The organism is Streptosporangium subroseum (assembly GCF_900188345.1).
In the GTDB taxonomy this organism is placed as follows: Bacteria; Actinomycetota; Actinomycetes; order Streptosporangiales; family Streptosporangiaceae; genus Streptosporangium; species Streptosporangium subroseum.
This window is the reverse complement of sequence record NZ_FZOD01000007.1, coordinates 208,117-226,371: the sequence shown is the minus strand read 5'-3', so window position 1 is coordinate 226,371 and position 18,255 is coordinate 208,117. Positions and strand designations below refer to the sequence as shown.

The 18,255-nt window shown below is 69.2% G+C and carries 19 protein-coding genes; 15 read left to right on the top strand and 4 right to left on the bottom strand.

Annotated elements, in window-relative coordinates; all coding sequences use genetic code 11:
• The first annotated feature begins 284 nt into the window (after positions 1-284).
• On the top strand, positions 285-800 hold the full coding sequence (locus CHC08_RS10215; RefSeq protein WP_089206955.1) for a methyltransferase family protein: 516 nt from the start codon (positions 285-287) through the stop codon (positions 798-800).
• A gap of 75 nt (positions 801-875) precedes the next feature.
• Here the strand turns inward: CHC08_RS10215 and CHC08_RS10210 are convergent, their stop codons facing one another.
• Complete coding sequence (locus CHC08_RS10210) at positions 876-1,865, bottom strand: helix-turn-helix transcriptional regulator (RefSeq protein ID WP_245878247.1); 990 nt, start codon at positions 1,863-1,865, stop codon at positions 876-878.
• A 261-nt stretch (positions 1,866-2,126) separates the two neighbouring features.
• Here CHC08_RS10210 and CHC08_RS10205 point away from each other — a divergent pair, with 261 nt between their 5' ends.
• The 13 genes from CHC08_RS10205 (at position 2,127) to CHC08_RS10145 (ending at position 15,372) form a co-directional block, all read left to right on the top strand.
• A complete protein-coding gene (locus CHC08_RS10205) occupies positions 2,127-2,495 on the top strand; it encodes a hypothetical protein (protein ID WP_089206953.1) in 369 nt (122 codons plus the stop codon).
• Between the two features lie 158 nt (positions 2,496-2,653).
• Positions 2,654-2,824 (top strand): hypothetical protein, encoded by a 171-nt coding sequence (locus tag CHC08_RS49435; RefSeq protein WP_179281970.1) that lies wholly within the window; start codon positions 2,654-2,656, stop codon positions 2,822-2,824.
• Positions 2,825-2,893: 69 nt separating this feature from the next.
• A complete protein-coding gene (locus CHC08_RS10195; RefSeq protein ID WP_245878246.1) occupies positions 2,894-4,189 on the top strand; it encodes a lysine N(6)-hydroxylase/L-ornithine N(5)-oxygenase family protein in 1,296 nt (431 codons plus the stop codon).
• A gap of 33 nt (positions 4,190-4,222) precedes the next feature.
• A complete protein-coding gene (locus tag CHC08_RS10190) occupies positions 4,223-4,588 on the top strand; it encodes a cupin domain-containing protein (protein ID WP_089206950.1) in 366 nt (121 codons plus the stop codon).
• Positions 4,585-6,138, top strand: a complete 1,554-nt coding sequence (locus CHC08_RS10185; RefSeq protein WP_089206949.1) for a class I tRNA ligase family protein — start codon at positions 4,585-4,587, stop codon at positions 6,136-6,138. The genes CHC08_RS10190 and CHC08_RS10185 overlap by 4 nt, the downstream gene beginning before the upstream one ends.
• On the top strand, positions 6,135-7,394 hold the full coding sequence (locus tag CHC08_RS10180; RefSeq protein ID WP_089206948.1) for an ATP-grasp domain-containing protein: 1,260 nt from the start codon (positions 6,135-6,137) through the stop codon (positions 7,392-7,394). Before CHC08_RS10185 ends, CHC08_RS10180 begins: the two co-directional genes overlap by 4 nt.
• Positions 7,391-8,239: a dimethylargininase gene (ddaH, locus tag CHC08_RS10175; RefSeq protein ID WP_089206947.1), complete on the top strand. Its 849-nt coding sequence runs from the start codon at positions 7,391-7,393 to the stop codon at positions 8,237-8,239. The genes CHC08_RS10180 and ddaH overlap by 4 nt, the downstream gene beginning before the upstream one ends.
• Complete coding sequence (locus tag CHC08_RS10170; RefSeq protein WP_218825223.1) at positions 8,236-8,637, top strand: avidin-fold protein; 402 nt, start codon at positions 8,236-8,238, stop codon at positions 8,635-8,637. The genes ddaH and CHC08_RS10170 overlap by 4 nt, the downstream gene beginning before the upstream one ends.
• Positions 8,634-10,439: an ABC transporter substrate-binding protein gene (locus CHC08_RS10165; protein ID WP_089206946.1), complete on the top strand. Its 1,806-nt coding sequence runs from the start codon at positions 8,634-8,636 to the stop codon at positions 10,437-10,439. The genes CHC08_RS10170 and CHC08_RS10165 overlap by 4 nt, the downstream gene beginning before the upstream one ends.
• 3 nt (positions 10,440-10,442) lie before the next feature.
• Positions 10,443-11,792, top strand: a complete 1,350-nt coding sequence (locus tag CHC08_RS10160) for a cation:proton antiporter (RefSeq protein WP_089206945.1) — start codon at positions 10,443-10,445, stop codon at positions 11,790-11,792.
• Between the two features lies 1 nt (position 11,793).
• Positions 11,794-13,032 (top strand): ATP-grasp domain-containing protein, encoded by a 1,239-nt coding sequence (locus CHC08_RS10155; protein ID WP_089206944.1) that lies wholly within the window; start codon positions 11,794-11,796, stop codon positions 13,030-13,032.
• Positions 13,029-14,312, top strand: a complete 1,284-nt coding sequence (locus tag CHC08_RS10150) for an MFS transporter (RefSeq protein ID WP_089206943.1) — start codon at positions 13,029-13,031, stop codon at positions 14,310-14,312. Before CHC08_RS10155 ends, CHC08_RS10150 begins: the two co-directional genes overlap by 4 nt.
• A 13-nt stretch (positions 14,313-14,325) precedes the next feature.
• Positions 14,326-15,372, top strand: a complete 1,047-nt coding sequence (locus CHC08_RS10145; RefSeq protein ID WP_089206942.1) for an NAD(P)/FAD-dependent oxidoreductase — start codon at positions 14,326-14,328, stop codon at positions 15,370-15,372.
• Between the two features lie 133 nt (positions 15,373-15,505).
• Here the strand turns inward: CHC08_RS10145 and CHC08_RS10140 are convergent, their stop codons facing one another.
• The 3 genes from CHC08_RS10140 to CHC08_RS10130 all read right to left on the bottom strand — a co-directional run bounded on the left by CHC08_RS10140 (position 15,506) and on the right by CHC08_RS10130 (position 17,583).
• Positions 15,506-16,204, bottom strand: a complete 699-nt coding sequence (locus CHC08_RS10140) for a hypothetical protein (protein WP_218825222.1) — start codon at positions 16,202-16,204, stop codon at positions 15,506-15,508.
• 168 nt (positions 16,205-16,372) lie between these two features.
• On the bottom strand, positions 16,373-17,215 hold the full coding sequence (locus CHC08_RS10135; RefSeq protein WP_089206941.1) for an AfsR/SARP family transcriptional regulator: 843 nt from the start codon (positions 17,213-17,215) through the stop codon (positions 16,373-16,375).
• 29 nt (positions 17,216-17,244) lie between these two features.
• Positions 17,245-17,583: a hydroxyisourate hydrolase gene (locus CHC08_RS10130; RefSeq protein ID WP_089206940.1), complete on the bottom strand. Its 339-nt coding sequence runs from the start codon at positions 17,581-17,583 to the stop codon at positions 17,245-17,247.
• A gap of 263 nt (positions 17,584-17,846) precedes the next feature.
• Between CHC08_RS10130 and CHC08_RS49430 the strand changes: the two genes are divergently transcribed.
• A complete protein-coding gene (locus CHC08_RS49430) occupies positions 17,847-17,999 on the top strand; it encodes a hypothetical protein (RefSeq protein ID WP_179281969.1) in 153 nt (50 codons plus the stop codon).
• Positions 18,000-18,255: the final 256 nt, after the last annotated feature.

Genomic DNA, 18,255 nt, shown 5'->3' with positions numbered 1-18,255 from the left:
TGACTTGCGCCAGATTACGCGCGCGGCGCGCGACTCCATATGACGCCACTCATTGACTCCGTAATCCAACGATCGTGCGATCACTACTATTCCGTCCCACATGGGGTTTTCGTGTCATGGCTGGTCATAGGCGTACCCCGATTCGGGGGCTCGTGGTGAAGATGACCGGCCGTTGACGCTATGATGACCCCAGCTTAAACTCAACAAGTAGTGAATTTATTGGGGCGGCGACGGTTGTGAACGGCCGACGGCCGTCGTCGCGGTCGGACGGGGGGCGTGACGCGATGCGAAGGACACCTGCGGCCATCGGAACCACGATTTTCTTCGCACTGGCGCCGGGTGCCGTGGTCGGGCTGCTGCCCTGGTGGATCACTCGCTGGGAGGTGGGAGACCCGCCCGCGGCCGTGCCGTCCTGGGTCGCGGTGTCGTCGCGCCTCGTCGGGGTGGCCCTCATCGTCGGCGGCATCGTGGTGCTGGTCCGGGCGTTCGTCCGGTTCGTGATCGAAGGGCTGGGAACTCCCGCCCCGATCGCACCGACGGAACACCTGGTCATCGGTGGAATTTATAGATATGTCCGCAATCCGATGTACGTGGCGATCTTCGCGACCATCGTCGGACAGGCACTGCTTCTCGGCCGGCCGGTCCTGCTGCTGTACGGCGTCGTCACGGCGGTGCCGGTCGTCGCGTTCGTCCGCTGGTACGAGGAGCCGACCCTGAGCCGCAGGTTCGGTGCGGAGTACGAGCGCTACCGCGCGGCCGTACCGGGCTGGTGGCCCCGCCTGCGCGCCTACGAACCCTGATCCTCGGCGGGGACCGGCTCGGCTCCTCGGTGGGGGACCGGCTCGGACGGAGGGTGGGGCGCCGTTCGGACGCCGTCACGGGCAGGTCGGCAGCCATCCCCGGGCGGCCGCGAGGTATCCGGCCTGGAACCGGCTCCGGGCGTCGAGCCGCTCCATCAGGGCGGCGGTGACGCGCCGCAGGGTGCGCACCGAGACGTCGAGCCTGCGGGCCACGGCGTCGTCGGTCAGTCCTATCGAGAGCAGGCGGAGGATCTCGCGCTCCTGGTTGCTGAGACCCCTCTCGTCGCGCCGGTGTTCCTCACCGAGGGGATTGGCGGTCTCCCAGGTCTTCTCGAACAGGGCGACCAGGGCGGCGACGGTGCCCGCGCCGCGCAGCAGGACCGCCCCGGCGCTGCTGTCCTCGGGGTCCATCGGCAGCAGGGCCGTCCTCCGGTCGAAGATGACCATTCGGAGCGGGAGGCTGGGGGCCGTGCGCACCTGGCCACCGTGCTCGGTGAGCCAGAGGGCGTACCCGGTGGTCGGCTGGTCGTTGCGGACACTGTCGAGGTAGATGGTGCGGATCGCGACGCCGCGCCGCAGCAGTGCCTCGTCCAGGGGGCGGCTCGCCTCGATGTTGTCGGAGGTCTGGGCGCCCTGCGCCTCGAATCCGAGCAGCTCCTGCCGGCAATCGGCCGTCAGCTCCTCGATCCTGCTACGGATCATGTCGATGCCGACGAGCGTCTCGGAATCCTCGCTGGGCCGCGCCGGGTTCTGGTCCGCGTAGGTCGCGATCATCTGGGCGACGGTCGTCCGGCTGCGCTCGATCTCCTGCTGCCTGGCCAGCAGCGCGGCCTCCTCGCGGGCCAGCAGCGCGGCCAGCCCCACCTCGGGACGGACCAGGCGCAGCACGTCCGGCTCCTCCCATGAGGGGCGCAGGAGCGACAGCCTGGCCAGTTCGTCCAGGGTGCTGCGGATCTGGTGGACCGGCCACCCCAGCTCCAGGCTCAGCTCCGTCACCCCATAGGAAGGGTTCTCCAGGATGGTTCGGTAGACGGTTTCCTCGGTGGACCCGATGCCAAGCAGCATGAGCACGACCCCTCCACGGTACGAGCATGACCGACGCGACCGTGGGCCGGACCCGCGATGGTCGCGGCCTGACGCTAACCCGGCGGAGTGATGACGGGGTTACGCGATCGCCCGGGCGCCAAACCCGCTGGTGACAGCGTTGGTGGCAGGGGGCTGCCAGCTTGCCGGCCGGTCTCCGGCCCCCTGTCAGGTTCCTGCCAGGCAGCGGTATGCCAGGGACGATCCCTGTTCTATCCGCCGTGCGCCGACCAGGGTCGATTTATGTACCTCATCAACGCGCGACTGCGCGCCCCCGAGATCGAAGGCCGCCTGGTCCCGCCCGAGGGGCGGATGCCCGCCCCCGAACTCCGGCGCCTGCTCATGGCGCTGGCGAGGCCCCAGGACCAACTCGAACACGTTTACAGCGAGGCGAGCCCCGTCGGCGTCGACTTCGGCCTCTTTCTCCGCCAGTCCACCCTCGACGCCGCCGAGAGCGTGGCGATCCGGCTGTTCCTGCGCCTTCTCGGCACGGCGCCCGAGCTCGGCGGCTGGTCACTGACGGACTGCGGCACGGATCTCACCCTTGCGCTCACCCAACTCGAAGCGTCCGACGGGGAGGCCTGTCAGCGTCCTGCCATTGCAGCGCGCTGACAGCCCGGAGGTCTTCCGGACCCCGAGACATTGACCAAGAATCGAAGTGGCAGAACAAAACGGGAAATGTCCGGAAAAACTAAACGGGCATATTCATCCCGCGAAAAGCGAAAAGGGTGCCGAAAAGCTCCGATCGAAAGGAAGAAACGATGAACGCCATGAGCCGCTCAGTCGCCACCGCACTCGGCGCCCTCTCGCTCGCCGCCATCACCGCCATCACCGTCACCGCCACGGCGGCCGCCGCCATGGCCGGCGAGATGACCGGTGGCACCCCCGCCCCGATGGCCATGCCGGCCTCCGCGCTGACCGCGGGCGCCGGCTGGCAGTGATCTGAGCAGGAGAGACCCATCCGCTACGGGCACAGCGCCCGAGAAGTCGTCCGGAAGGCGACCACCGTGATGCACCAAGAAGTCGAGTTGCTCGCACTCGGCGCAGGGCCGTCCAACCTCGCCCTCGCCGTCGCCCTCGAAGAGCTCTCCCCCGAACTGGCAACCAGAACGCTGATCATCGAACAGCACGAGGATGTGGTCTGGCAGCGCGGAATGCTGCTGCCCTGGACACAGAGCCAGGTCTCCTTTCTCAAGGACCTGGTCACCCTGAGAAACCCGCAGAGCAGGTTCTCCTTCGTGAACTACCTGCACTCCGTGGGAAGGCTCAACGAATTTGTCAACCTGGGTAGTTTCACCCCTTACCGAATGGAGATCTCGGACTACCTACTCTGGGTGGCGAACTCGCTGGCCCAGGTGCGCATCGAGTACGGCCGGCGCTGCGTGGCGATCGAGCCCGTCCTGTCCGACGACGGCGAGGTCGAGCGGTGGGTCGTCCGGCTCGGCGACGGCTCGACCATCACCTGCCGCACCCTGGTGGTCGGCGCGGGCCGTGACCCGCACATCCCCGAGGTGTTCGACACGCTCCCGAGGGAGCGGATCATCCACAGCACCGAGTACAGCCGGAAAATCGCGGGGATCGACCACGACGCCCCCCACCGGGTCGCGGTGATCGGCGGCGCGCAGAGCGCGGCCGAGATGCTGTGGGCCACCCACCAGAACATGCCCAACGCCCAGTGCACGATGGTCATGCGCTCCATCGGCCTCAACGGCTACGAGAGCAGCAAGTTCACCAACGAGCTCTTCTACGCCTCCTTCATCGACGAGTTCTACGGATCGCGCCCCGATGCACGCCGCCAGCTTCTCGGCGAGATGCACCGCACCAACTACGCCGGCCTGTCCCCGGGCCTGCTCGAGAACCTCTACCGGCAGATCTATCTCGAGCGTCTCACCGGGCAGGAAAGAATCCGGATGATCACGATGACCGAGGTTCCCGAGGCCAGGATCGAGAACGACGAGATCATCCTCACCCTCTCCGACAGGAAGAGCGGCCGCCGCCGGGAACTGCCCTGCGACGTCCTGCTGCTCGGCACCGGCTTCGACCGCCGGATGCCCTCGCTGGTCCGGGACCTGGCCACCAAGGCCGGCATGGACGAGATCGCGGTCGACCGTTTCTACAAGCTGGCCCTCCCCGAGGGTTCGAGCGCCTCCTGCTACCTGCAGGGCGTCAACGAGGACACGCACGGCATCGCCGACTCCCTGCTCAGCGCCCTGGCCAACCGGGCGGAAGAGATCGTCGGCGACATCCAGGAGACCCGCGCCACCGCCGAACTGCTGCTGCCGTTCGCCCTGCCCATCGCCTCCTGATCCCCACACCAAAACCCTCTGAGGAGACTCCCCGTGGACCTCCGTTCCTATGACCCTGCCCAACTCCGCCCCGACAACGGCCTGCTCGCCAAGCGGCTGCTGCCCTGGGAAACGCTGAACGCCCCGTTCGAGGGGGCCTGGTGCGTCATCCGGCCCGGCACCGTCTCGACCCGGCACTCCCACCACGAGTACGAGATCTTCATCGCGGTCTCCGGTGAGGCGGCCCTGGAGAGCGAGGGCGAGCGCGCCCCCTTCGTCGCCGGGGACGTCGCCTACTTCCCGCCCGGCACCGACCACCAGGTCGTCAACGACGGCACCGCCGACTTCGAGATGTACGGCATCTGGTGGGACCAGGACATGACCCGCACGTTCGAGGCCCGTCACCTGGAGGAGAAATGACGGGGACGATCGTCATCGCCGCGACCCCCACCCCCAACGGCGACCTGCACGTCGGCCACATGGCCGGCCCCTACCTGGCCGGTGACATCCACGCCCGCTACCTGCGGGCCGCCGGGCACCCCGTGACCTACGCGACCTGCACCGACGACAGCCAGTCCTACATGATCTCGACCGCGGCCAAGCACGGCACGACGCCCGCCGAGCTGTGCGCGACGTCCACCGCCCGCATCCAGCGGTCGGTCGAGGCCATGGGCATCTCCCTGGCCCCCATGCCGCCCATCGACGACGCCTACCGGCAGGCCGTGCTCGACTTCGTCACCCCCCTCTACGAGCAGGGCCGCTTCGAGCTCCGCACGGTGCGCATGCCGTACGCGGCGAACGCCGGCACCTACCTGTTCGACGGCCTGGTCAAGGGCGAGTGCCCGGCCTGCCTGACCGAGAGCTGCGGCGGCTCCTGCGAGGGCTGCGGCCACCCCAACCACTTCGACGACCTCGGCGACCCGCGCTCGGTCCTCGACCCCGCCGACCCGGTGACCTCGCGTGAGGTCACCGTCCTGGTCCTGCCCATCGAGAACTACCGGCAGGAGCTCACCGCGTACTACGCCGCCCGCGAGAACACCTGGAGGCAGCACAGCAGGCAGCTCATCCGCGAGATCCTGGCCCGCCCGCTCCCCGAGATCCCGATCACGGTGCCGTCGCCCGGATGGGGCATCGACGCCCCGTTCGCCGAGACCCCCGGTCAGATCCTCTACCCCTGGATCGAGGCGATGCCCGCCTCGATCTACAGCACCTGGAAGGCCGACGGCGAGCCCGAAGGCCCCGTCGACCAGGCCTGGCGCGCCGAGAGCGGCAACAGCCTGGTCTACTTCCACGGATTCGACAACGTCTACTTCTGGGGCATGGTCGACCTGGTCATGCTGCTCGCCCACGGCGACCGCTACCTCACCCCCGACGCCAATGTCTGCAACGAGTTCTACGAGCTGGAGAACGAGAAGTTCTCCACCAGCCGCAACCACCTGATCCGCGGCGCCGACCTGGTCGCCGAGGTGCCGCGCGACCTCGTCCGGTTCTACCTCGCGCTCACCTGCCCGGAGGACCAGCGGGCCAACTTCACCAGGGAGGGGCTCGACAAGGTAACGGCCCAGCGATTGCGCGACCCGTGGAACGCCCTCGCCGACCGCATCGAGGCCCTCGTCACCGACCCGGGAGAGGAGCTCAAGGTCACCGACGCCGGCCGTCGCCGGGCAGCGGTGATCGCCCGGAGGTTCCAGGCCTGCTACGACCTCACCTCGTTCAGTCTCACCAGGGCGGCGGACGGCATCATCACCCAGCTCGCCCGGCTGCTGACCACCGAGCGCGCGGAGCCCGGCGACCTCCTGATGGAGGTGCGCACCTTCCTGGCCTGCGCCGCGCCCATCCTGATCGACGTCACGGCCGAGGCCGAGGCGCGGGGCGTCGAGCTCACCCTCGACACCGGCGCCGAGACCATCGACGCCTTCCTCCTCCCGCGCCTGCCCGGGAGCGTCCGCTCAGACAGGAGCACCCGATGAAACTGCTCGCCCTGGAAGCCAGACAGAACGCCACCTACTACCAGTCCCGCTACCAGCAGGTCCAGGACTTCGGCGCCGAGCTCTACGTGCTCAACGGGATCGGCACCCCCGACTTCTGGCCCGCCGACCGCTACCGCGTCGTGGGCTCCCAGCAGATCGACGACCTCATCACCGAGGCCAAGTCCTGGCACGAGGAGGAGCGCTTCGACGGGATCATCACCTTCTCCGAGTCGGCCGTGACCACGGTCGCGGCCGTCGCGGAGGCGCTCGGCCTGCCGGGTGTGGGCGCCGAGGCGGCCAGGACCAGCCGCAACAAGCTGCTGATGCGCGAGGCGCACCGCGAGCACAACGCGCCGCACCCGGACTTCCGCTTCGTCGCCGACCTGGAGGAGGCGCTCGGAGCGGCCACGGACTTCGGCTACCCCGTCATTCTCAAGCCCACCCTGGGCGCCGCGAGCAACTTCGTCTTCAAGATCGACGACAGGGAGGAGATGGAGGAGCTGTTCCCGCAGGCACTCTCCGGCATCGAGGAGATGTCGTGGTTCGCGATGGAGGCCCACGGCCTCGACCTCGGACCGCACGGCCTGCTGGTGGAGTCGTTCCTCGACGGTGAGGAGTTCCTCATCGAGGCCGTGGCCTGGGACGGCGAGGTCTACCTCGGTTCGATCGTGGACCGGATCACCGTCGAGGGCGGCACCTTCGACGACGACATGCACCACGCGCCGACCTCGCTCACCCCCGAGCAGGTGGCCGCGGTCCATCGTGTGGTCAGGGCCGGCGCGCACGCCCAGGGGCTGCGGCGCAGCGTGATGCACGCCGAGATCCGCTTCCACCGGGGCGAGCCGTACCTGCTGGAGATCGCGATCCGGCCCGGCGGCGGCGGCCTGGACCTCATCGCCCAGATCACGGCCTCCCACAACCCGATCCGCGCCGTCATGGACGTGGCGCGCGGCTCCACGCCGCGGGTGCGCCACTACCGGCCGACCGGCGTCCACGTCACCGCGATGTGCCTGATCAGCGACGCCGGCCGGATCGCCTCGGTCGACGTCCCGGTCGACGTCGCCGAGTCGGAGCGGGTCTTCTTCCTCAAGGTCACGGCCAAGCCCGGCGACGTCATCCGGCGCCCGCCGGAGGGCAACAGCATCCTCGGCTTCCTCGGCACCACCGGCACCTCGCTGGAGGACGCCAGGGAGACGATGCTCGACTACGCGTCCAAGATCAACGTCAGTTTCGTCCAGGACGGAGAGACGTCATGACCCAGCTGGCCGTCGAGAAGCCGAGACGCCTTCAGCGCGTCGCCCGCACTCGCCGATACCTGATGTGCCCGCCCACCCACTTCGACGTCGTCTACTCCATCAACCCGTGGATGGAACCGGACAAGCCGGTCGACGGAGCGCTGGCCCAGCTTCAGTGGGAGGGCCTGCTGCGCGCCTTCCACGGGCTGGGACACCAGGTGGAGTTCATCGAACCGCTGCCCGGCTACCCCGACATGGTGTTCGCCGCCAACGGGGCGACGGTCATCGAGGGGAAGGTGCTGTCGGCCAGGTTCCGGCACCCGGAGCGGGCCGCCGAGGGCCCCGCCTACCTGGAGTGGTTCCGCTCCCGCGGTTACGAGACCCGCGACGCGGTGTTCGTCAACGAGGGCGAGGGCGACTACCTCCACGCCGGCAGATACCTGCTGGCCGGCACCGGATTCCGTACCGACATCCGCTCGCACCGCGAGGCCGAGAAATTCTTCGGCATGCCGGTGGCCGGGCTCCGGCTGGTGGACCCGCGCTTCTACCACCTCGACACCGCGCTGGCCGTCCTCGACGACGACCAGATCATGTACTACCCCGGCGCCTTCGCCAAGGAGAGCCAGGGCGTCCTGCGCGTGCTGTACCCCGACGCGGTCATCGCCACCGAGGCCGACGCCGAGGTGTTCGGGCTGAACGCGGTCTCCGACGGCCGCCACGTCCTGATGCCGCCCGCGGCCACCCACCTGATGGATGAGCTGCGCGAGCGCGGCTACGAGCCCATCGGCGTCGAGCTCTCCGAACTGCTGAAGTCCGGTGGCAGCGCCAAGTGCTGCACCCTCGAACTGAGGGCGGCCCGCCGATGATCGGCTACGACGGACGCCGCTTCACCACCGGCGGCGTTCCCGAGGGGGAGAAGCACCCGATCGCCCTGTACCGGCAGTCCGGTGACCTCCTGTGGGGCGAGTTCTCCGGCGGGCACGCCCGCCGGGGGACCCTCACCGGGGTCTGCGCCCCCGACGGGACCCTCGACTTCGCCTACTGCATGGTCCTCGACACCGGCGCCATCGTGTCGGGCCGCTGCCACAGCACCCCCGAGGTGCTCCCCGACGGCCGGATCCTGCTCCACGAGACGTGGGAGCGGTACGGCGAGCACGCCGCCAGCGGCGTTTCCCTGCTCGAAGAGCTCACCCCGGCAGCTCTCGAAGCGTTCAACCAGGCAGCTCTCGCGGAGCTCCCCCAGACAGCTGAGGTCACGTCATGACACTGAACACCATCGACCGTCCGATCACGGAGACGCCGGTCAAGGGAGGCACCGTGACCTGGGCCTGCGCGCCCGGATTCCCCCCGTCCATCATCTTCCCCTTCACCCCGCCGGAGCGCTTCGGCACCCGCAACCTGCTCGAGTTCCAGATCCTGATGTACCGGCCGCTCTTCTTCTTCGGCACGCACGGCAGGCCGGAGGTCGACTACGACCTCAGCATCGGCGAGCCGCCGGAGTGGAGCGAGGACGGCCTGACCGTCACCGTCACCGTCAAGCCCTGGAAGTGGTCCAACGGTGAGACGATCTGCGCGGACAACGTCCTGTTCTGGGTGAACATGATGGCGGTCAAGGGCGAGCGCTACGGCGAGTACGTCCCCGGCTGCTTCCCCGACAATCTGGTCTCCTACGGCAAGCTCGCCGAGGACAAGGTCTACTTCACCTTCGACAAGGTCTACTCCAAGCGCTGGGTGCTGATGAACCAGCTCAGCACCATCACCCCGATGCCCAAGGCCTGGGACCGCACCGCCGACGGACCCTCCGACGCCTCCTTCGGCCTGGAGAACGTGGCCGCGGTCTACGACTTCCTGATGGGCGAGAACGGCGGCGTCATCGAGGAGGACAACTCCGACCGCGTGCACTGGGCCGACAGCCCGGTGTGGAGCGTGGTCAGCGGCCCGTGGCGGCTGAAGAGCTACACCATGGAGGGCGTCGTCACCTTCGTCCCCAACGAGCACTACTCCGGGCCGAACAAGGCGCACCTGGACGAGTTCCGGCAGATCCCGTTCATGTCCGACGGCGAGGAGTACCAGAAGCTGCTGGAGGGGCCGGAAGGACCCGACAACATCCAGGTCGGCTACCTGCCGCTGAGCTTCAGCACCGAGCCGACCGACGACCCCACCAAGGGCGGGCCCAACCCGCTGAGCGAGAACTACACGCTGGTCCCGCAGGCCGCCTTCTGCATCCGCTACATCCCGCTCAACTACAACAACCCGACCGTCGCCGGGAAGATGCTCGCCCAGACCTACATCCGGCAGGCGATGCAGCACACGCTCGACCAGGACCGGGCGGCCCGTGACATCTACCACGGCTACGCCTACCGTCAGGACGGCCCGGTGCCCCGCTACCCGGTCAGCGACCTGGTCTCGCCGACCCTGCAGGGCGGGCCGGTCCTGCCCTTCGACCCCGACCGCGCCCGCGAGCTGCTGGAGGCCAACGGCTGGGACACCAGCACGACGCCGGCGATCTGCGTCAACCCCGGCGAGGGCCCCGGCCAGGCCGGAGCGGGCATCCCCGGGGGCACCCGGCTCAGCTTCTCCCTCAGATACGCCGAGGGCCGCCCCGCGCTCACCCGGGTGATGGAGCAGTTCCGCGACGACGCGCTCAAGGCCGGCATCGAGCTGCGGCTCCAGGAGGTCTACGGCTCGATCCTGGTGGCCGAGGACGCCCCCTGCGTCGTGGGACCCGACAGCCCCTGCCTGTGGGAGCTGAGCACCTGGGGAGGCGGCTGGGTGTACCACTACCCGAGCGGCGAGATCCTCTTCAAGACCGACGCCGGCGGCAACTTCGGCCACTACACCGACCCGAAGGCCGACGAGCTCATCGCCCGCACGTTGACGAGTGACGACCTGGGCGCGCTCCATGAGTACCAGGACTACATCGCGGAGCAGGTCCCGGTCATCTTCATCCCCAACTTCTCCCTGCGGCTGTTCGAGGTGGCCAACAACCTCCGCGGCTTCGAGCCGATCAACCCCTTCGGGATGATCAGCCCTGAGAACTGGTACTACGTCGAGAAGGGCAACTGAACAATGGTTCTCGCCACGGCACCCGTCGCCGTCATCCCCGCACCCAACCTCATGGTCCTCCTCCTGCAACTCGGGCTGCTCCTCGGCCTGGCCACCGTCCTGGGCCGGATCTCCGTCCGGTTCGGAATGCCCGCGCTGCTCGGCGAGCTCTGCGCCGGCATCCTGATCGGGCCCTCGCTGCTCGCCAACATCGCCCCCGAGTTCTCCGCCTGGCTGCTGCCCACCGACCCGGCCAGGTTCCACATGATCGACGCCGTCGGCCAGTTCGGCGTCCTGCTGCTGGTGGGACTGACCGGCATGCACCTCGACCTCGGCTTCATCCGGCGCCAGGGCAGGGCCGCCGCCTGGATCAGCGGAACCGGGCTGGTCATCCCGCTGGTCCTCGGCGTCGGGATCGGGTTCCTGGCCCCTCCCGAGATGATCGCCGAAGGCGTCGACCACATGGTCTTCGCGCTCTTCCTCGGCGTCGCGCTCTGCGTCAGCGCCATCCCCGTCATCGCCAAGATCCTGATGGAGATGCGCCTGCTCCACCGCGACATCGGCCAGCTCATCCTGAGCAGCGCCGTCATCGACGACGTCGTCGGCTGGTTCCTCCTGTCGGTGGTCTCCGCGCTCGCCACCGCCGGGGCCCGCACCGGGCAGGCCGCGCTGACCGCGGTCGCCATGCTCGCCGGGCTCGTGCTGGTGGCGCTCCTGTTCGGCCGCAGGCTGGTCGCCAGGGTGCTGCGCGCCGCCGACCGCGGCGGAAGCGCCACCACGATCGCCGCGGTGGTGGTCATGATCCTGCTCTCGGCCTCGGCCACGCAGGCGATGGGATTCGAGGCCATCCTCGGAGCCTTCATCTGCGGCGCGCTCGTCGGCTCCTCGCCGGACCTCAGGGTCGCCAGGCTGGCACCCCTGCAGACGCTCGTCGCCGCGGTGCTCGCACCGATCTTCTTCGCCACGGCGGGCCTGCGCATGGACCTGACCGAGCTGGCCAAGCCACCCGTGCTCGTGGCGGGGATCGTGGTGCTGGCCGTCGCCATCGCCGCCAAGTTCGCCGGCGCCTACCTCGGGGCGCGCATCGCCAAACGGAGCCGGTGGGAGGCCCTCGCGCTGGGAGCCGGCCTCAACTCCCGGGGCGTGATCGAAGTGATCATCGCGATGGTGGGACTCCGCCTGGGCGTGCTCACCACGGCGTCCTACACGGTCATCGTCCTGGTCGCGGTCGTGACCTCGATGATGGCGCCGCCCCTGCTCCGCTTCGCGGCCTCCCGGATCGCCCCCACCGAGGAGGAGTCCGTCCGCGAGGAGTTCTTCGACGCCCTGCAGGCCCCCGCCGGGGAACTCGTGACCACCACCAAGGAGACGTGAGATGACCACAGACACCAGGCCGTTGATTCTGGTGGTCGCCACCGGAATGCGGCACTACCGCGAGTACCTGCTGCGCTCGATCGGCACCGAATACCGCGTCCACCTCTTCGTGACCGCCGAGCCCGGCTGGGAGCGCGAGCACGTCACCGGCTGGACCGTGGTGGCCGACCTGGACGACGGCCCCGCGATGGCCGCCGTCGCGCTGGAACTGGACGCCCGCGAACCGGTGCGGGGGGTGCTGTGCTGGGACGAGGCCAGGATCCTGGCCGCCTCGTACATCTCCGAGGCCCTCGGCCTGCCCGGCGGCGACCCCGAGATGGTACGGCGGTGCCGCGACAAGCACCTCACCCGCGTCGCCCTCGACGCGCTCGGCGTGCCGCAGCCCAGGTCGCTGGCGGTCTCCACGGTCGACGAGGCCCTGGAAGCCGCCGCCGAGTTCGGCTACCCCGCCATCCTCAAGCCGCGCGGCCTGGGCGGCAGCCTGGGCGTCATCAAGGTCGAGGACCCGCTGGACCTGGCGGAGAGGTTCGCCTTCGTCCGCGACCTGACCGTGCCCGGCGGGGCGACGTTCGAGGTCCCCGTCCTGGTCGAGGAGTTCGCGGACGGGCCCGAGGTGAGCGTCGACGCCGTCGTCCAGGGCGGGGTGGTGACCCCGCTCTTCGTCGGCAGGAAGGTCCTCGGCTACGAGCCGTACTGCGAGGAGGTGGGCCACTTCGTCGACGCCCAGGACGCGCTCCTGGACGACCCGGAGTTCTGCCGGGTCTTGCAAGACACGCACACCGCGCTCGGATTCACCGACGGGTTCACCCACACCGAGATCAAGCTCTCCTCCAGGGGACTGCGCGTCATCGAGGTGAACGGCCGCCTGGGCGGGGACATGATCCCCTACCTGGGACTGCTCACCACCGGGATCGACCCCGGCCTGGCCGCCGCCGCCGCGGCCTGCGGGCGCCCGCCCGCGCTCGTCCCCGAGCGCAAGCTCGTGGGCGGGGTGCGCTTCTTCTACGTCGCCGAGGACGACACCACGATCGAGTCGATCGCGTTCGACGAGACCGCCCTGCCCCCGGAGATCGACCGGGCGATCGCGGTGGTGGCTCCGGGATCGGTCGTCTCGCCGCCGCCCAAGGGCACCCTGTGGGGGCGTATCGCCTACGCCACCGCGCTTGCCTCGACCGTTGACGAATGCCGGGCCGCGCTGGACGCCGCCGAGGCCAACCTGAAGGTGAAGGCAGCAGCATGACCGCCGTACTCGAGACCGAGGAAACCCCCCGCGTGGACAAGCCGGACGACGGTGTGTTCGTCACGCTGAGAGAGACGCCGCGCGCCGTCAAGGCGCTGCTCCTCGGCGGTTTCATCAGCAGGCTCGCCGCGTTCATCCAGATCTACCTGGTGCTGTTCCTGACCGACCGGGGCTTCTCCGCCACGCAGGCCGGGCTCGCGCTGGGCGTGTACGGCGGCGGCGCGGTGGTGGGCTCGCTGGCCGGCGGATCGCTCTCCGACCGCCTCGGCGCCCGGGCGGTCACGCTGATCAGCATGGGCGGATCGGCCGTGCTGATCGTGTCGATCCTCTACGCCCCCACCTACGCGATGCTGCTCGCCGCCGTCTTCATGGTCAGCACGATCGGCCAGTTCTACCGGCCGGCGGCCCAGACGCTGCTCACCGAGCTGACGCCGAGGCACCGGGTGGTGATGATCACGGCGATGTACCGGCTGGGGCTGAACCTGGGGATGACCGCCGCCCCGCTGATCGGCGCCGCGCTGCTCTCCTTCTCCTACAACGCGCTCTTCTGGGGCGAGGCCGCCGCGGCGCTGGCCTTCGGCGCCATCGCGATGTTCGCGCTGCCCGGCCGGACCGTACGGGTCAAGAAGGAGCAGGAGGCGACGGAGGAGCCGGCGCCGCAGGGCCGCTCCGGGTATCTCGCGGTGCTCGCCGACTGGCGCTACAGCATCTATCTGGTCGCGATGCTGCTCACCTCCATCGTCTACTGCCAGTACACGGCCACGCTCCCGCTGGACATCGCCGCCGCCGGGATCAGCCTGTGGTGGTACGGCGCGGCCGTCTCGCTGAACGGCTTCATCGTCATCACCTGCGAGCTGGCGATGACAAAGGTCGTGCAGAAGTGGCCGATCCGGCTGACCGCCCTGCTCGGCCTCGGCCTCGTCTCGGTCGGCTACGCCATCTACGCGATCTCCCCGCTGCCGATCTGGTTCATGGTCGGCACCCTGGTCTGGACGCTCTCGGAGATCATCGGGGGGCCCACCACGTTCGCCTACCCGGCCCTGGCCGGCCCCGAACGGCTGCGCGGACGCTACATCGGCGCCATGCAGAGCGTCTTCGGCCTCGGCACCGCGATCGGACCGGTGATCGGAACCCTGGTGTGGTTCCAGGTCGGTCGCTCGGTGTGGCTGTGGGCCGCCCTGGTCTCCGCGGTGGCGACCGTGGCGGGACTGATCGGCATGCAGAACCAGAACCCCGACCGGTCCGAGGAGCCGCAGACCGCGGCGGCCTCGGCGACATGAACGGAGGTGTGCGATGCCCAGAATCGCCGTTGTGGGTGGCGGAATCGCGGGGGCCATGCTCGCCTGGCGCCTGTGCGAGGTCATCAGAGGAACCGCCGTTCACCTGTTCACGGGAGAGCCGTACCGCAGGGCCGACGCCAGCGCCGCCTCCGGGGGGCTGACCAGGGCCTTCGAGCCGGACGCCGCCCTCTGCCTGGAGGCCGCCGACAGCCTGGCCGAGCTCCAGTCGAGTCCTGAGCTGCGGAAGTGGGCGTCCTACCGGGAGACCGGCTCGGTATACCTGCTCCCCGGCCTGGAGCCGGGCACCGCCGGCCTGGTGGACCTGGTGCGCAGCCGCATCCCCGGTTCGATCTCCATAATCACCGCCGGGGAGCTCGGGTCCCGGGGAACGTTCCGCGGGATGCCGAAGGGAAGCGTGGCCGTCGTCGAGAAGCGCGCCGGCTACGTCTCGCCGAACGCGCTGCGCGACCGGCTCCTGGTCGAACTCGCCCGGGCGGGCGCGTTCGTCACCGACGGGCAGGTCGACGCGATCACCCGCGAAGGCGAGGTCCGGCCGACCGACGGCAACCCGATGAGGTTCGACGCCGTCGTCGTGGCGGCCGGAGCCTGGACGCAGGACCTCCTCGCCCGCACGGACCTGGCGGACGCGGGGCTGCGCACCAAGGTGATCCAGTACGTGCTGGGCCCGTTCGCCGGGACGGGCCCGGGCGCGTTCGTCGACGAGACGTCAGGCCTGTACGGCAGGGTGTACGCCGAAGGGCGGCTCCTGCTCGGACTTCCTACCGACAGATGGGACATCACCCCTGGAGACGCAGCGCCCGACCCCGTCCTCACCACCAGGATCCTGGACGTCGCCGAGACGCGGATCGGATACCGGCCGCCCGGAAGAAAGGTCAAGGCCGTCACGGCGGTCGAGTGTTACCACCCCACGGGCGGGCTCTCGCTGCGCCCCCTGGCGAAGGGCGTCTACACCTTCACCGGGGGGAGCGGCGGCGCGGGGAAGACCGTGCTCGCCGCGAGCCGTACGGCCGCGCGAAGCCTGGTCAGATCCCTGCGGTGAACACCGGGGAGCGGGAGTTCGGCCAGGTCCCCGCGGTGAACGTCAGGGAGCGAGAGCCTGGTCGGGTTCCCGTGAACGTCAGGGAGCGGGAGCCTGGTCGGGTTCCCGTGAACGTCAGGGAGCGGGAGCCTGGTCAGGTCCCCGCGGTGAACTCCAGGTAGCAGTAGTCGTCCAGCATCTTCGCCAGGGGCCGGCCCGGCCGGCCCAGTTCAACCGCCAGCGCCTCCTCGCCGAGATCGGACTCCGCGAGGAGGCGCCGCGCCCACCGGCGGCCCAGCCGCAGGTGCGCGCGGTAGGCGTCGGCCGTACGGGCTCCGTGCAGGGCGTCGGCGATGGCCGCGTCCCAGGGCATCAGCGCCCGGGGCCGGAGCGCGTGCAGCATCTTGGTCGCCGCGGTCGATCCCAGCGAGCGGGGTCTGGCACCGGGGGCCGCCGGCATCGCGGAGAGGTCCGCGTAACAGTCGCCCAGCAGGTCGATCTCGGTGTCTGTCAGGTCCGCGAGCACGGCGTCCCGGCCGGGAAGGAGCTCACCCCAGCGGGCCCACCACGCGCCGGCCTCCGCACAGAAGACGTCGTGCTCGCCGTCGCGCGGGTAGCGGATCCGGCAGCCCCAGGCGTTCAGCCAGGCCAGCAGCGCGCGGCGATGGGCAGGGAGGGCCGGATCGATCCGCGGCCCGGTTGCCAGCAGCAGCCGTTCCCAGGACCTGTCGGCCGCGGTGTAGCCGGCGAACTCACCGACCGCCGCGCGCAGGCGCGCCAGGTCGGGGCCCCGGCCGGAGAGGGAGCGCGTGCGCTCGTCTCGCCGGCCGGAGATGACGGTATGGATCTCCACGTGTCGGTTCACACTTTCCGGGCGGGGGTTGTCATGGTCGCGACCCTGCCACAGGGAGCGGGGCCGTCGTGGCCGCTTGTCACCGGGCCGTCGTGGTCGTTCGTCCCCGGGCCGTCGTCATCGCCTGTCCCCGGGCCGTCCTGGTCGCTCGTCACAGGGTCGTCGGGGTCATCGGGGCCGAGAGCTGGTCAGGGGCATCCGGCTCCGGCCCTGCATGAGCGCGGCGAGCAGCCGCTCGGTGCGCTCGCTCGGCTCGATGCCGAGGTCGGTGCGGAGCCGGTGACGGCAGACCTCGTACCAGCTCAGGACGCGGCCCAGTTCGCCGAGCTCGCCGTGCATCATCATCAGGGTCTGGTAGGTGCCCTCGTGGCAGGGGTCGAGGTCGAGGGTCCGCCGGCACCAGTGCATCGCGGCCGGCCAGTCCTCGCTCTCCAGCGTCTCGGTGCGCAGCGCCGACAGAGCACGCAGGGCGGTGCCCCGCATCCACTGCCGCTGTTCGGTGATCCAGTCACCGGTCTCGCCGGCCAGGAAGTCCCCGGTGTACAGGTCGGCGGTGCGCTGGAACCACATGATGGCCCGGTCGTGGTCCTTGGCGACCCACGCCGCCCGGCCCTGCTCGAAGGCGCGCTCGAACTCCTCGATGTCCACCCACGCGCCGTCGGTCCGCAGCAGGTATCCGCGATTCTGATGGAGCAGGGTGAATCCGTCTCCGTCCTGGACCTCGGTGAGCACCCGCCGCACGGCGTGCACGGCGACCTTGAGCGAGCTGGAGCCGTGGTCGTCCCTTTCCGGCCACAGCACCTCGTGGAGCCGGTCCTTGTGGACGAGCCGCCCGCGGTTGACCAGGAGGTACTGGAACAGGGCCCGGGCCTTGCCGGCGCGCCAGTGCGACACGGGCTGCCCGTCGACCTCCAGGCGAAACTGGCTCAGGCAGCGGGCGACGACCGGGAAAGCGCTCTCGCCCTGCCCCAGGGAATCGGGGTCGAGCGTCACTGATTCTTGAACAGACATGATTTTTTCCCTCGGGAGAACGGACTCGGTCAACCGCAGATGCCGAAATACGTCGAATACGAGTAAGGCGTCAGCACTACCTGGATGTGATACGGCGTGCGCTCGTCGTGCATCCGGAACATGACCATGATCTCTGGATAAGAGGCGGTCATGCCGAGCCCGGCGAAATAGTGGTCGGTGGCGAACACGAGGCGGTAGAGCCCGCGCTCGATGTACTCGTCCGTCCATTCCTTCACATTTCCGTTGGTGTCGGTCTCCCCTTCGAAGACCCACTGCCAGTCGGTGCCCACGGCTCGCTCCAGGCGAGCTGGGACACCGGCTGCGGATCGGCCGTAGACGCCGTCCAGTGCCTGCGTGGCGATGCTCATGGTGAGTGACCCATCTGTCTGATGCGAGGCCGGCGACCTGTATCGACCGGCCTCGTTCCATCAGGTTTCACCCCGGCGCTATCGGTCCGCCTTCGGTCGGCTATTCGCCGGTCATCGTGGTCGATATTTTCGCGGCCGGCCGGTCGGATACCGGATCAGAAGAGTTTCGATAATGGGTGGATGGGCCTGGTCAATACGTTGGTGGAGCAAGCAGGGGAACGGAAACGAACAGCCGGGAAAGAAACAGCCAAGAGGTGCAGAAAATGCGGAACTTCACCAGCTTCGAAGCCCTTCGTCTCATCGTCGCCGCCGCCATTCTCGGATGCCTCGGGATCGCCGCCGGCCTCGCCCCCTCGGTCGTCACCGCGGGAGGCACGGGGGTCACCGTGGTCGCCGGCAACACTCCCTGGGGATGACCTGCACCTCTTCCTCCGATGGTGATCGGGGGATGTCCTGCCGAAGCGGCCGAAACCGTCCATGGTTTCCGGCCGCTTCTTTCTATCTAAAACCCACCTGACAGGTGTAAATTGGGTCAGACCATTACAAACACCCCTGGTTCTCCACCCAGTGGCGTTGTATGCTCGCCGGGCGAGGACTGGTTCGTGCGTATAACACCACTCTCCGTGATCGTTGGGTTATACGCCCAAGATTGCGGGAGTTGGAGATGGATAT